This window comes from Nitratireductor sp. ATLC21, from assembly GCF_057196525.1.
Genome location: NZ_JBXUOU010000003.1, coordinates 411,965 through 424,513 on the forward strand (window position 1 = coordinate 411,965; position 12,549 = coordinate 424,513).

General features: G+C 60.6%; 15 protein-coding genes. 11 read left to right on the forward strand and 4 right to left on the reverse strand.

The window, feature by feature from the left end; genetic code table 11:
• Positions 1–7 precede the first annotated feature (7 nt).
• On the reverse strand, positions 8–373 hold the full coding sequence (locus tag AC2CHD_RS16460; protein ID WP_229449627.1) for a hypothetical protein: 366 nt from the start codon (positions 371–373) through the stop codon (positions 8–10).
• Positions 374–507: 134 nt separating this feature from the next.
• Here AC2CHD_RS16460 and AC2CHD_RS16465 point away from each other — a divergent pair, with 134 nt between their 5' ends.
• From AC2CHD_RS16465 to msrA, 8 genes are all read left to right on the forward strand, one after another.
• Positions 508–999, forward strand: a complete 492-nt coding sequence (locus tag AC2CHD_RS16465) for a GNAT family N-acetyltransferase (RefSeq protein ID WP_484554536.1) — start codon at positions 508–510, stop codon at positions 997–999.
• 55 nt (positions 1,000–1,054) lie between these two features.
• On the forward strand, positions 1,055–1,375 hold the full coding sequence (locus AC2CHD_RS16470; RefSeq protein WP_484554537.1) for a hypothetical protein: 321 nt from the start codon (positions 1,055–1,057) through the stop codon (positions 1,373–1,375).
• A gap of 225 nt (positions 1,376–1,600) precedes the next feature.
• Positions 1,601–2,008: a succinate dehydrogenase, cytochrome b556 subunit gene (gene sdhC / locus AC2CHD_RS16475; RefSeq protein WP_229449630.1), complete on the forward strand. Its 408-nt coding sequence runs from the start codon at positions 1,601–1,603 to the stop codon at positions 2,006–2,008.
• A 2-nt stretch (positions 2,009–2,010) separates the two neighbouring features.
• On the forward strand, positions 2,011–2,394 hold the full coding sequence (sdhD, locus tag AC2CHD_RS16480; protein ID WP_229449631.1) for a succinate dehydrogenase, hydrophobic membrane anchor protein: 384 nt from the start codon (positions 2,011–2,013) through the stop codon (positions 2,392–2,394).
• 8 nt (positions 2,395–2,402) lie between these two features.
• Entirely contained in the window at positions 2,403–4,253 is a 1,851-nt protein-coding gene (gene sdhA / locus AC2CHD_RS16485) for a succinate dehydrogenase flavoprotein subunit (protein WP_484554538.1), read from the forward strand.
• A 15-nt stretch (positions 4,254–4,268) separates the two neighbouring features.
• Positions 4,269–4,817, forward strand: coding sequence for a hypothetical protein (locus tag AC2CHD_RS16490; protein ID WP_484554539.1), 549 nt, complete (start codon positions 4,269–4,271; stop codon positions 4,815–4,817).
• A gap of 8 nt (positions 4,818–4,825) precedes the next feature.
• A complete protein-coding gene (locus tag AC2CHD_RS16495) occupies positions 4,826–5,608 on the forward strand; it encodes a succinate dehydrogenase iron-sulfur subunit (protein WP_065816939.1) in 783 nt (260 codons plus the stop codon).
• A gap of 257 nt (positions 5,609–5,865) precedes the next feature.
• A complete protein-coding gene (gene msrA, locus AC2CHD_RS16500; protein WP_484554540.1) occupies positions 5,866–6,507 on the forward strand; it encodes a peptide-methionine (S)-S-oxide reductase MsrA in 642 nt (213 codons plus the stop codon).
• 54 nt (positions 6,508–6,561) lie between these two features.
• Here the strand turns inward: msrA and AC2CHD_RS16505 are convergent, their stop codons facing one another.
• The 3 genes from AC2CHD_RS16505 to AC2CHD_RS16515 form a co-directional block, all read right to left on the reverse strand.
• Entirely contained in the window at positions 6,562–7,683 is a 1,122-nt protein-coding gene (locus tag AC2CHD_RS16505; RefSeq protein ID WP_484554541.1) for a Glu/Leu/Phe/Val family dehydrogenase, read from the reverse strand.
• 128 nt (positions 7,684–7,811) lie between these two features.
• Positions 7,812–8,249 (reverse strand): OsmC family protein, encoded by a 438-nt coding sequence (locus AC2CHD_RS16510; RefSeq protein WP_404934907.1) that lies wholly within the window; start codon positions 8,247–8,249, stop codon positions 7,812–7,814.
• Positions 8,250–8,295: 46 nt separating this feature from the next.
• Positions 8,296–9,540, reverse strand: coding sequence for a ubiquinone biosynthesis hydroxylase (locus AC2CHD_RS16515; protein ID WP_484554542.1), 1,245 nt, complete (start codon positions 9,538–9,540; stop codon positions 8,296–8,298).
• Positions 9,541–9,665: 125 nt separating this feature from the next.
• Between AC2CHD_RS16515 and tesB the strand changes: the two genes are divergently transcribed.
• From tesB to amt, 3 genes are all read left to right on the forward strand, one after another.
• A complete protein-coding gene (gene tesB, locus AC2CHD_RS16520) occupies positions 9,666–10,532 on the forward strand; it encodes an acyl-CoA thioesterase II (RefSeq protein WP_484554543.1) in 867 nt (288 codons plus the stop codon).
• A 218-nt stretch (positions 10,533–10,750) separates the two neighbouring features.
• Positions 10,751–11,089, forward strand: coding sequence for a P-II family nitrogen regulator (locus tag AC2CHD_RS16525; protein WP_065816944.1), 339 nt, complete (start codon positions 10,751–10,753; stop codon positions 11,087–11,089).
• Between the two features lie 28 nt (positions 11,090–11,117).
• Positions 11,118–12,461: an ammonium transporter gene (gene amt, locus AC2CHD_RS16530; RefSeq protein WP_229449637.1), complete on the forward strand. Its 1,344-nt coding sequence runs from the start codon at positions 11,118–11,120 to the stop codon at positions 12,459–12,461.
• Positions 12,462–12,549: the final 88 nt, after the last annotated feature.

The window sequence follows — 12,549 nt, forward strand, 5'->3', positions numbered from 1 at the left end:
ATCGCAATCAATCGCAGGGGGAAACGAGCACGGGAAGCTCGCCCTCGGAAAGGCCGTACATATAGCCGCGCCCCTTGATCAGGACACCGGCGCTGCAGGGTGCCGCGCGGCGCAGATAGAGCTTGCCGCCGCTGCGTTCCAGATAGGCTGTCTGGCGCGGCGATTCGATCTCGAGCGCGCGATAGTCGTCAGCCAGGTGTCCCTTGCCGACCAGAATACGTTTGAAGCCAGCGCGGCTGTGGATCACCAGATTGCCATAGGCATCCGCATAGACCCGGCCACCGCCTGCGTCATAAAAACCTCCGGCTATAGCCGGCACAGTGATCGCTGCGGCCGCAAGGGCCGCTGCCACGAATAGAGGTCGTAAAGGCATGCGCCATCGCTCCTTGAATCCTCGTGGCCTCCTCATTCTCCACACATTAATCCTTTCTTAACCTTTGTCACGTGGAGCATGGTTCTCAAACATGCCGATTGACAGACGTGGTTAATTTCGGGGAAGGGTGCGCCATGGGCGAGAATCATCAGATCGACATCAATCCGCTGCGTCTCAAGGATGCGCATGTTCTGGCGCCCCTTCTGGCGGCCTACACGCAGTCGCTGAAGCGCGGTGCGCCGCGTCGCCCCGACGAATACTACGCCGAAACGCTGTTGCAGGATCGCGCCGTGGAGGTGGTTGGTGCCAGCCTCGATGGCGAACTCGTTGGCTTTGCGCTGTTCTACGATCTGCCGGACCCGGTTTCCGGCATGCGCCACGGGCTGGTCGACCATCTCTTTGTGCACCACGATCACCGCCGCAAGGGCATTGGCAAGGCACTGGTCGATGTTATTGCCGATCAGGCCGAAGAGCGCGGCTGGGCGCGGCTCGCACTCAATGCGCCGCGTCAGCCGGAAGAGGGGCGCAAGCTTTACGAGGTGATGGCTGCCCCTGCCGACTGGACCACACATGTCATCCGTTTCGAGCAGTCCACCGAACGTATGCCGGCTTCAGAGCGGAAATAGAGGCTTCCCAATGACGTTTTCAGGACCGCCTTCATGGCGAACGTGCCAGTTCGGCATGCTCGGTTTCTTGCTCATCGCATCTGGGTTGGGGGTGGCCAGTTGTGTCGCGCCATCCTCTCAGGAGGCGAACAAGGCCGCCGGCCTTCCTTTTTCAGGACCGGTCAAGCTGGCCTGCGATGACGGTATGGAGATGACGATCTCTCCAAGGCGGGGCGGTATCTCCGTGGTGAGTCCTCGGGGGCTGGAGCTGGATTTGCCGGCATCGCCACCGGGACAAAGCGTCCGTTATGGCGAGTCTCTCTATGCTGTCGTGATCGAGGGGAGCGAGGCGTTGTGGATGGTCAGTGGCAAGATACCCATCACCTGCCGCCGATAGCTTGAGGGCGCAAAACGGGAAAAAATTCGTTCAATCGTTTAAAGTCCCGCAGTCCGGCTCGTCCGCAGCACTCTTCGGAATATATTCGGCCAAAGGATTGCTTTTGCGGCTTTGACGCACTGCAAAAACCGCATTAGAAAGCCTCAGCCGCAGGGCGCGAGTTCGGGACCCGATGTCGCTCTCGCAACAGCCACCCCGCCGCGCCGGTATCGAATTGGGGAAGCCATGAGCAAAACCGCAACTGTGAAGGCCAGGCCGCTTTCGCCTCACCTGCAAGTCTATCGACTCATTCCGACAATGCTTATGTCGATCGTCCACCGCATCACCGGTGGCGCGCTTTATTTCGGCATGGTCCTGTTCGTCATCTGGCTTGCCGCCGCTAGCGGCTCGAAGGAAGCCTTCGACACCGTCAACGGCATCTACGGGTCATGGTTCGGCCGTCTCGTCCTGTTTGGTTTCACCTGGGCCATGATCCACCACCTGGTCGGCGGGCTTCGCCACCTCGTGTGGGACACCGGGCGCGGCCTTGAAAAGGCGACGGCCACGAAAATGGCCAAGGCCACCATCGCCGTCTCCATCGTGTTGACCATTCTGGTCTGGATCATCGGCTATGCCGTTCGTGGAGGGTTTTGATCATGAGCGACATGCGCACACCGCTCAACCGCGTTCGCGGTCTCGGTTCGGCCAAGGAAGGCACGGACCATTTCTGGCGTCAGCGCCTCACGGCCATCGCCAACATTCCGCTTGTCATCTTCTTCATCGGCTTTGTCATCGCCAACAATGGCGCATCCTATGAAGAGGTCCGCGCGGCCATCGCCAATCCGGTCGTCACCGTGCTTTTGGCATTTGCCGTCCTGTCGGTGCTCTATCACATGAAGCTCGGCATGCAGGTCATCATCGAGGATTATATCCACGGTGAGGGCGGCAAGGTCGCGCTCCTGATCGGCAACATCTTCTTCACACTCATTCTGGGCGTCGTTTCTCTCTTCGCCCTCGTCAAGATCGCCCTCGGAGGCTGAACCCGGTTATGGCAAAGGCAACAGAAAAGAAGGCGGGAAGCGCCTACACCTATGTCGACCACAAGTTCGACGTCGTCGTCGTCGGCGCTGGCGGTGCCGGTCTGCGCGCTACGCTCGGCATGGCCGAGCAGGGGCTCAAGACGGCCTGCATCACCAAGGTTTTCCCGACCCGTTCGCACACGGTGGCGGCGCAGGGTGGCATCGCCGCTTCGCTCAAGAACATGGGCCCCGACCACTGGCAGTGGCACCTTTACGACACAGTGAAGGGTTCCGACTGGCTCGGCGATGTCGACGCCATGGAATATCTCGCCCGTGAGGCGCCCGCCGCCGTCTACGAGCTCGAGCATTACGGCGTGCCCTTCTCACGCACCGAGGAAGGCAAGATCTACCAGCGTCCCTTTGGCGGCCACATGCAGAATTTCGGCGATGGCCCGCCCGTGCAGCGCACCTGTGCGGCGGCAGACCGCACCGGCCATGCCATCCTGCACACGCTCTACGGCCAGTCCGTCAAGAATCACGCCGAGTTCTTCATCGAGTATTTCGCGCTCGATCTCATCATGTCCGACGATGGTGTGTGCACCGGTGTCGTGGCGTGGAACCTTGAGGATGGCACGATCCATCGCTTCTCCGCCAAGATGGTGGTGCTGGCGACGGGCGGTTATGGCCGCGCTTATTTCTCCTGCACCTCCGCCCACACCTGCACGGGCGACGGCAACGGCATGATCGCCCGCGCCGGCCTGCCGCTGCAGGATATGGAGTTCGTGCAGTTTCACCCGACCGGCATTTATGGGGCGGGCTGCCTCATCACCGAAGGTGTGCGCGGCGAGGGCGGCTACCTGGTCAATTCCGAGGGCGAGCGCTTCATGGAGCGTTATGCGCCATCGGCCAAGGACCTTGCCTCGCGTGACGTGGTTTCGCGCTGCATGACCATGGAGATCCGTGAGGGCCGGGGCGTCGGCAAGAACAAGGATCACATCTACCTGCATCTCGATCATCTGGACCCGGCGGTCATCCACGAGCGCCTGCCCGGCATCGCCGAATCGGCCCGCATCTTCGCCGGCGTCGATGTGACCCGCGAGCCGATCCCGGTCCTGCCGACGGTCCACTACAATATGGGCGGCATCCCGACGAACTATTGGGGCGAGGTGCTGAACCCGACGAAGGATAACCCGGATGCGATCGCGCCGGGCCTGATGGCCGTTGGCGAGGCGGCCTGCGCCTCCGTGCATGGTGCGAACCGTCTCGGTTCCAACTCGCTGATCGATCTGGTCGTGTTTGGCCGCGCCGCTGCCATTCGCGCCGGCGAGGTGGTCGACCGAGAGGCTCCGGTTCCGGCGCTCAACGAGGCAGCCTGCGAAAAGATCATGGAGCGTTTCGACCGTCTGCGCCATGCATCCGGCTCCACGCCCACGGCGGAACTGCGCGAGAAGATGCAGCGCGCCATGCAGGAAGACGCCGCCGTTTTCCGCACGCAGGAATCGCTGGAGCAGGGCTGCGAGCGCATCAGCGCCGTCTGGAAAGAGCTTCCCGACGTCAAGGTCTCCGACCGCTCAATGATCTGGAACTCGGATCTCATGGAGACGCTGGAGCTGGAAAACCTGATGGCCAACGCCATCACCACGGTTTACAGCGCCGAAGCGCGCAAGGAGAGCCGCGGCGCCCACGCCCGCGAGGACTACAAGGACGGTCCGATGGGCGGCCGTAACGACGAGGAATGGCGCAAGCACACGCTGTCCTGGGTCGATGAGAGCGGCAAGGTCACGCTCGACTATCGTCCTGTCCACACCGACCCGATGCTCAAGCCGGAAGATGGCGGCATCGATCCCAAGAAAATCGCGCCCAAGGCGCGGGTTTACTGATTGCTGAGATATGCGATGGCATCGCTTGAGCGCGTCAACTTAGGCCTTTCAATTTTGGCTCTGCTAATTGCGGTGGGGTCTCTGGGGTTCTCTTGGTATGTTTGGAGGGATTCCGAGATGGAATCCCGACCACATATAAACATCCGTGTTTCTTTGTATGAAACGCGCTTGGGTAATGGGATTGTTGTTGCCAACTCAGGCCTTATGCCAGCGAAGATATATAGCCTTAATCTGCATGATGACATAGATAATAGCGTCGTAAAAGGCGCTATACTGGATATGAATTCTGTTGGTTTTTTGCACGATCATATTATCCGTCATGCATATCAGCAAGAGATCGTAGTTCACCCCGGCGGGGATGTGCCGTTACTTTCGATTGATAAAAATATAGGCCTAACGGACATACAAATATTGGACCGTAGATTTTCGGAGACGAGAATTGACGTTTGCTATTGCACGGTTTCAGATGTCAATTGCTGGAAATACTCTTGGCTATACAAGTTTCGGGATAACGGCTTGCGTGGTGAAGTGCCGGTTAAGAGCTGTTCGGCGGCAGAAAGCTAGGTGGAAAAATGGTTGAAATCACCCTTCCCAAGAATTCCCGCGTCAAGGAGGGCAAGGTCTGGCCGAAGCCCGAGGGCGCGACCAATCTGCGCGAGTACAAGATCTATCGCTGGTCGCCGGATGATGAGGAAAACCCGCGTGTCGATACCTATTATGTCGACATGGACGATTGCGGACCGATGGTCCTCGATGGGCTGATCTACATCAAGAACAAGATCGACCCGACGCTGACCTTCCGCCGCTCCTGCCGCGAGGGCATCTGCGGCTCCTGCGCGATGAACATCGACGGCACCAACACGCTGGCCTGCACCAAGGGCATGGATGAGGTGGCGCAGGACGCGGTCAAGATCTATCCGCTGCCGCATATGCCGGTGGTCAAGGACCTGGTGCCGGACCTTTCCGTGCCCTACGCACAGCTTTCCTCCATCGAGCCGTGGCTGCAGACCATCACGCCGGAGCCTGCGACCGAGTGGAAGCAGAGCCATGAGGACCGCACCAAGCTCGACGGGCTTTACGAGTGCATCCTGTGCTTCTGCTGCCAGACCTCGTGCCCGAGCTACTGGTGGAATGGCGAGCGCTATCTCGGTCCCGCCGTGCTGCTTCAGGCCTATCGCTGGCTGATCGATTCGCGCGACGAGAAGACGGGCGAGCGCCTCGACAATCTGGAAGATCCCTTCCGGCTCTATCGCTGCCACACGATCATGAACTGCACGCAGGCCTGCCCCAAGGGGCTGAACCCGGCCAAGGCCATCGCCAACATCAAGAAGATGATGGTCGAGCGCCGCGTCTAGAGCAATCCCAGGAAAAGTGGGATCCGGTTTTCCGTCCGGAATTGCGTAAAAACAACAAGATTGAGCATTTTCGCTTTCGGAGAAAAGCGGAACTGCTCTGGAACGCTCTCTTCCCTCCCTGCTCATCGATACGCTGAGCAGGGAGGATTGCTGCTCCCTCTCTCCAGTTTCAATCACCTCACGCAAGCGTGTAGCGGCTTGATTTGAATTTGCCGCCCGGCGCGGTAGCTCTGTGCGGGAACACAGGAGAGACATTGATGTTGCGACGTTCCCTTTTGGCCGCGGCCTTTTCCCTCACCGCCATGGTGGCTGTTTCGCAGCCGGCGTCGGCTGAAAAGCAGACGGCGATTTTTGCAGGCGGCTGCTTCTGGTGCGTCGAGGCCGATTTCGACAAGGTTCCCGGCGTGCTCGACACGGTGTCCGGCTATGCGGGCGGCAGCACGGAAAACCCGACCTACCGCACCTATTCCTCAGGCGGCCACCGCGAGGTGGTGAAGATCGATTTCGACGATGCGAAGGTCAGCTATGACCGGCTCCTGGAAATCTTCTTCCGTTCGGTCGACCCGACCGATGCCGGCGGTCAGTTCTGCGACCGGGGCGAGAGCTATTCAACGGCGGTCTATACGCTCAACGATACGCAGAAGGCTGCAGCGGAAAAAGCCAAACAGGAAGCAAATGCGGCACTCGGCGGCAAGGTTGCCACACCGGTTCTGGGGTCTGCCAAATTCTGGCCGGCGGAGGATTACCACCAGAACTATTATCAAAGCGACGAGCGCATTCTTTCCCGCTTTGGGCTGGTGAAGAAGAAGGACGCCTACAAGGGCTACCGCAAGGGCTGTGGCCGTGATGCGCGTGTTCGCCAGGTCTGGGGCGAGGCGGCCTTTACGGGGATCAAGTGATCCGCGTTGGAACGGAGCGGGTTGCGCTCGTCGAGCGTGCAACCCGCCAGTTGTTCAACGCTGCCGCGCTGCATTGATCCGCTCGAATGCGATCTCTGCCGCCACATCGTTGGTCGGACGTTTCTGCGCCTCGGCGCGCGCGAAAATATCGGTGAGCGTCTCGGGAATTTTCGCAACTTTTGCCATCGTGGCTTCGCGGTCGTAACCGCCGGGCGCGAGCTCGGCTGCGACATTCAGAAGCCCGCCGGCATTGATCACATAGTCCGGCGCATAGAGCACACCGCGCTCCATCAGGAGCCGGGCATCCTCGTGCCGCACGAGCGGGTTGTTGGCAGCACCCGCAACGATCTTCGCGCCGAGCAGCGGGATGTTTTCGGCAGAAAGCACGCCGCCCAGCGCACAGGGCGCGAACACATCAGCGTCTACCTTCAAGACATCGTCCAGCGCAACCGGGGTTGCGCCGAATGCGTCTTTCGCCTGTTCCATCCGGGCTACGTCGATGTCGGTCACCGAAAGCCCCGCGCCTTCCGCGTGAAGCTTTTCACAAAGTGTCCAGCCCACGGAGCCAAGCCCCTGTACGGCCACATGCACGCCGTCGAGCGTGGCAACACCACGATGCTTCAGCGCTGCCTTGATCCCCAGAAACACACCATGGGCGGTTACGGGCGAAGGGTTGCCGCTGCCGCCAGCGGTGGTGCCCGTCACATTGGGGGTACGTTCGCGCAGGAAATCCGCATCGGCAACCGTAAAGCCGACGTCCTCTCCCGTAAAATATTGGCCGTTCAGCGCTGCCAGCATTTCCGCATAGGCTTCAAGCAGCGCGGGCGTCTTATCGGTTTTGGAATTGGCGATGATGAGCGCTTTGCCGCCGCCGAAATCCATACCCGCTACGGCTGACTTGAAGGTCATCCCCCGCGACAGACGTAATACGTCGGTGAGCGCAGCCTCGAAGGTTTCGTGCGGCCACACGCGCGTGCCGCCGAGGCCGGGGCCAATTGCGGTGTTGTGGATCGCCACGATGGCGTTCAGGCCACGCTCCTCGTCGCGGCCGTGCCAGACGCGTTCGTGATTGTCGAACGCGTCCAGCTTCGCGGCCTCGGCCGTGATGTCGGTTATGGTGAGTGAGGATTTCTGTGCCGCGGTCTTCAATGTCCGCGGTGTCTGGGTCTGCAGCATGTCATTCCTCCCGAACGACTTGTTTCGTAAGGGAATTTTAGCTGCATCGCCTGATTTTTGGTTGCGAAGTGTTGCCATCGAACGACCTTCCATTGCGCCGGCCGACGGTTTTCATCGCGAAAGTGTCGTCAGCCGTATTTGGCGTCCAGCGTGATCTCGATTGCGCCAAGCGCCTTCGAGACGGGGCAGGAGGCCTTTGCCTTTTCGGCGATCTCCACGAATTTTGCCTCGTCGAGATCCGGCACCTTGCCCACAAGCGTTAGGGCGCTTTTGGTAATCTCGAAACCGCCGCCTTTGGCCGGCTGCAGGGAGACGTCGGCTCGCACGTCCAGCTTCTCCGCCGGTGTGCCGCTCTCGGCCAGCATGTGCGAAAGCTGCATGGCGAAACAGCCGGCATGGGCGCCCGCGATCAACTCTTCGGGATTGGTGCCCGTCTTGCCGCTCTCGTCCTCGAAACGGGCCTTGAAACCGAGGGGCAAGCCCGAAAGCGCACCGCTCTGCGTGTCGAGGCTGCCTGAACCCTCGACCAGCGATCCCTTCCAGGTGACGTCCGCATGCCGTTTCATAGCCATGATCTTCTCCTTGTGGACATAGTGCGTTGAAGCCGAAAGGCTAGATTGCCTCTCCGCGCAGCAGTCTCGGTGTGCCGGGGGCCAGTCCCGAGGCCTGCTGGATGAAGTAACGCTTCATGGCCGGCATTCGTTCAACCAGGCCAAGACCAAAATCACGCAGCGCCCGCACCGGGCCGATATCGTTGGAGAAGAGCCGGTTCAGAACGTCGGTCGTCACGCCCATCTGCACCGTGTCGAACCGCCGCCAGCGCTCATAGCGCTGCAACACGTCGAGCGCGCCGATGTCCTCGCCCAGTCGTTCGGCCTCGACAATCACCTCGGCCAGCGCTGCCGCGTCCTTGAAGCCGAGATTCAAACCCTGCCCCGCAATGGGGTGGATGCCATGCGCCGCATCGCCCGCCAGTGCGAAGCGCGGCTTCACGAATTCGCGCGCCAGCGTCAGCCCCAGCGGCCAGGCGCGGCGTGGGCCTTCCACGCGGATTTCGCCCAGTTTCAGGCCGAAGCGCAGCTCCAGTTCCTGCTCGAAGACGAGGTCATCTTCCTTGACCAGCCGGTCTGCATCTTCCGTGCGCTCGGTCCATACAATGGATGAGCGGTTGCCTGTCAGCGGCAGCGTGGCGAACGGGCCGGCGGGCAGGAAATGCTCTTCGGCGCGGCCATTGTGCGGGCGCTCATGCGCCACGGTGCAGACAATGCCTGACTGGCCGTAGTCCCACTTCACCGTCTTGATGCCGGCCATGTCGCGCAGGCGCGAGCGCACGCCATCGGCAGCGACGAGAAGACGCGTGCGGCATGTGGAGCCGTCTGCAAGGCTCACCCTCACATGCCCGCCCATGTCGGCAAAGCCGTCCACGGCCACGCCTTCGATGATCTCGATCCCGCTTTCGGCGGCGCGCGCGCGCAGTGCGCCGTTCATCACCTGGTTCGGCACCATATGGGCAAAGGGTTCGCCCTCTCCAGCCTCACCGCCGAAGGTGAGGAAAACCGGCCGCACCACGTCGGCGGTGCGCGAATCGGTGATCTCCATCTCGGTGATGGGCTGTGCCTCCGGTTCTATCTCCGTCCAGCAATCCAGCCGCTTGAGCATCCGACAGGCCGCAGCCGCGATTGCCGATGCGCGGCCATCGCGCTGCCACACGCCCTCTGGTGCTGCATCCACCAGCGCCACTTTAAGGCCGGGCTGTGCGCGGGCGATGGAAACAGCAGTCGCCAGGCCCACATAGCCGGCGCCGGCGATCAGGATGTCCAGTTCGCGCCCGGATGTCTGTTTCGTATTCCTGGCCATAGCGCCACCTCATTCGTCTTCAGTGATCCTGCCGTCTCTGACCCAATCCGGGGGCCTTGACTTGGTTCCCGCCTTCGTCTTGGACATCATCAGCCATAATATTCGCTGCCGGAGGGAAGCCATTCATGTCGTCGGCCATGCAAGACCTGCTTGCCATACTCGATCTTGAGACGCTCGAACACAATCTGTTTCGTGGTCGCAGTCCGCAATCGGCCTGGCAACGCGTTTTTGGGGGACAGGTCATCGGGCAGGCGCTTGTTGCCGCCCAGCGCACCGTCGATGCCGCCCGTCATGTCCACTCGCTCCATTGCTATTTCATGCGGCCTGGTGATCCGGCAGTGCCGATCATCTACGAAGTGGATCGCATCCGCGATGGCGGCAGCTTCACCACCCGCCGCGTGGTTGCCATTCAGCATGGCCACGCCATCTTTTCGCTCTCCGCCTCTTTCCAGAAAGAGGAGCCCGGCCTCGATCATCAGCTTCCCATGCCTGAGGGTGTCACGCCTCCGGAAAATCTGCGCACCCAGCGCGAGTTTCTGGCCGAGTTCGGCGAGCGTGTGCCGGAAAACATCCGTCGCTACTGGGCGCGAGAGCGCCCTATCGAGGTGCGCCCCGTCATCATCGAGCACTATACAAGCCGCGACAAGCTGCCGCCGCGCCAGGACGTGTGGATCCGCACCACGGGTCCGGTGCCCGACGATCGGGCTCTGCAGGCAGCTGTGCTCGCCTACCTTTCCGACATGACGCTGCTCGACACCTCCACCTTCGCTCATGGTCGCAACGGGTTCGATCCGGATATCCAGATGGCAAGCCTCGACCACGCCATGTGGTTTCATAGGCAACACAAACTCGATGACTGGCTGCTCTACACGCAGGACAGCCCATCGGCGCAGGGCGCGCGTGGCTTCTCCCGTGGCAGTCTCTATGCGCTTGATGGCACGTTGGTCGCGTCGGTTGCGCAAGAGGGGTTGGTGCGCCTGCGTACAAAATAGGCAAAATGCAACTTTTGCCTATTTATTAAGCATTTATAGAGGTGTCAGTTTTTCTTCCACCAGAGTAGGTGGATCTTTTTATTATATTTTTCAATAATTTGAGGCTGGTTCATTCGAACTGGCACGGCATTTGATTCTCCTTTGCTGTCGCGGTCCGCATGGCGGTTCGCGCGATGCAGGCAACCCGCGGGATCCCGCAACAGCAAAGGTGAACTGCCATGAAAATAGTGATGGCAATCGTCAAGCCCTTCAAGCTGGAGGCGGTGCGCGAAGCGCTCACCGGCCTCGGCATCCAAGGCCTCACCGTCACGGAGGTTAAGGGCTATGGACGACAGAAAGGACACACGGAAATCTATCGCGGCGCCGAATACGCCGTGACCTTCCTGCCCAAGGTGAAGATCGAGGTGGCGGTCGATTCCGACATGGTCGACCAGGTGGTTGAAGCCATCGTCGAGGCCGCCCGCACCGGACAGATCGGTGACGGCAAGGTCTTTGTTCACGCGCTCGACAAGGCGGTGCGCATTCGCACCGGCGAGTCCGGCGTCGAAGCCCTTTAAGCGGCAGCATATTCCGATGGAGAATCAGATGATGTATCGAACACTGAAGAGCGCTGCGGGTCCGCTGGCGCTGGGCGGGCTCGCGCTGGCGGCCATGTCCTTTCCGGCTCTGGCACAGGATTCCGCTGAGGCGGCCCCGGAATTTGCCTCGGCTTCCGAGACGGCGTTTATTTTCAACACGCTGCTCTTTCTCATGGGCGGTTTTCTCGTCATGTGGATGGCAGCGGGTTTTGCCATGCTTGAAGCGGGCATGGTGCGCACCAAGAATGTCTCCATGCAGCTTTTGAAAAACGTCGCGCTCTATTCCATCGCCGGCATCATGTACTGGGTGGTGGGGTACAGCCTGATGTATGTGGATGTGTCGAGCTATATCGGCACGTTTGCGCCCTATAGCTGGCCTGCTGCCGGCACGGCCAATGAGGGCGATTATTCCGTCGCCTCGGACTGGTTCTTCCAGATGGTCTTTGTGGCCACCGCCGCGTCCATCGTTTCGGGAACGCTGGCCGAGCGAATCAAGCTGTGGCCGTTTCTCATCTTCGTCGTGGTTCTGACCGGATTCATCTATCCGATCGCGGGTTCGTGGAAATGGGGTGCCGGCTGGCTCGACGCCATGGGCTTCCAGGATTTCGCCGGCTCCACGCTGGTTCACTCGGTGGGTGGTTGGGCGGCCCTTGCCGGAGCGCTCCTTCTAGGCGCACGCAACGGGAAGTTCGCATCTGACGGCAAGGTCACGCCCATTCCCGGCTCTAACATGGCCCTTGCAACGCTTGGCACTTTCATTCTCTGGCTCGGCTGGTTCGGCTTCAATGGTGCTTCGCAGCTCACCATGGGTACCAATGCCGATGCATCCGATATCAGCCGCATCTTCGCCAACACCAATCTGGCCGCTGCTGCAGGTGTCGTCGCCGCGCTGATCCTCACGCAGATCCTCTACAAGAAGGTCGATATCACCTTCGTGCTCAATGGCGCGCTGGCCGGTCTGGTGTCGATTACTGCTGAACCGCTCACGCCCAGCCCGTTCATGGCCATCGTCATTGGTGCCATTGGCGGTGTCATCGTGGTGCTCACCGTGCCGCTGCTCGACAAGCTGAAGATCGACGATGTTGTCGGTGCTATCCCGGTTCACCTGATTGCAGGTATCTGGGGAACGCTCGCCGTTCCGCTCACCAACAGCGGTGCCAGCTTCGGTGTCCAGATTGTCGGCATCGTTGCCTATGGTGTCTTCACCTTTGTCGTGTCCTTCGTGGTCTGGATGATCCTCAAGGCCACCATGGGACTGCGCGTGAGCCCAGAAGACGAGATGAGTGGTCTGGACGTGGCCGAGGTGGGTGTCGAAGCCTATCCCGAATTCATGCCCATGCATGGGCGCTGAACGCGCAAACACTTGCCTGACAATCGGCCCTCGGGCCGGTTGCCTTCCTGAAAGGGCCCGGTTCGCCGGGCCCTTTTTTAATGATCTG

Bases quoted from the DNA above. Each gene is read 5' to 3' on its own strand.
- sdhD (WP_229449631.1), top strand. From the start codon at position 2,011: ATGAGCGACATGCGCACACCGCTCAACCGCGTTCGCGGTCTCGGTTCG.
- tesB (WP_484554543.1), top strand. From the start codon at position 9,666: ATGTCGTCGGCCATGCAAGACCTGCTTGCCATACTCGATCTTGAGACG.
- AC2CHD_RS16495 (WP_065816939.1), top strand. From the start codon at position 4,826: ATGGTTGAAATCACCCTTCCCAAGAATTCCCGCGTCAAGGAGGGCAAG.
- AC2CHD_RS16515 (WP_484554542.1), bottom strand. From the start codon at position 9,540: ATGGCCAGGAATACGAAACAGACATCCGGGCGCGAACTGGACATCCTG.
- AC2CHD_RS16490 (WP_484554539.1), top strand. From the start codon at position 4,269: ATGGCATCGCTTGAGCGCGTCAACTTAGGCCTTTCAATTTTGGCTCTG.
- msrA (WP_484554540.1), top strand. From the start codon at position 5,866: ATGTTGCGACGTTCCCTTTTGGCCGCGGCCTTTTCCCTCACCGCCATG.
- AC2CHD_RS16510 (WP_404934907.1), bottom strand. From the start codon at position 8,249: ATGAAACGGCATGCGGACGTCACCTGGAAGGGATCGCTGGTCGAGGGT.
- AC2CHD_RS16465 (WP_484554536.1), top strand. From the start codon at position 508: ATGGGCGAGAATCATCAGATCGACATCAATCCGCTGCGTCTCAAGGAT.
- sdhA (WP_484554538.1), top strand. From the start codon at position 2,403: ATGGCAAAGGCAACAGAAAAGAAGGCGGGAAGCGCCTACACCTATGTC.
- AC2CHD_RS16470 (WP_484554537.1), top strand. From the start codon at position 1,055: ATGCTCGGTTTCTTGCTCATCGCATCTGGGTTGGGGGTGGCCAGTTGT.
- amt (WP_229449637.1), top strand. From the start codon at position 11,118: ATGATGTATCGAACACTGAAGAGCGCTGCGGGTCCGCTGGCGCTGGGC.
- sdhC (WP_229449630.1), top strand. From the start codon at position 1,601: ATGAGCAAAACCGCAACTGTGAAGGCCAGGCCGCTTTCGCCTCACCTG.
- AC2CHD_RS16460 (WP_229449627.1), bottom strand. From the start codon at position 373: ATGCCTTTACGACCTCTATTCGTGGCAGCGGCCCTTGCGGCCGCAGCG.
- AC2CHD_RS16525 (WP_065816944.1), top strand. From the start codon at position 10,751: ATGAAAATAGTGATGGCAATCGTCAAGCCCTTCAAGCTGGAGGCGGTG.
- AC2CHD_RS16505 (WP_484554541.1), bottom strand. From the start codon at position 7,683: ATGCTGCAGACCCAGACACCGCGGACATTGAAGACCGCGGCACAGAAA.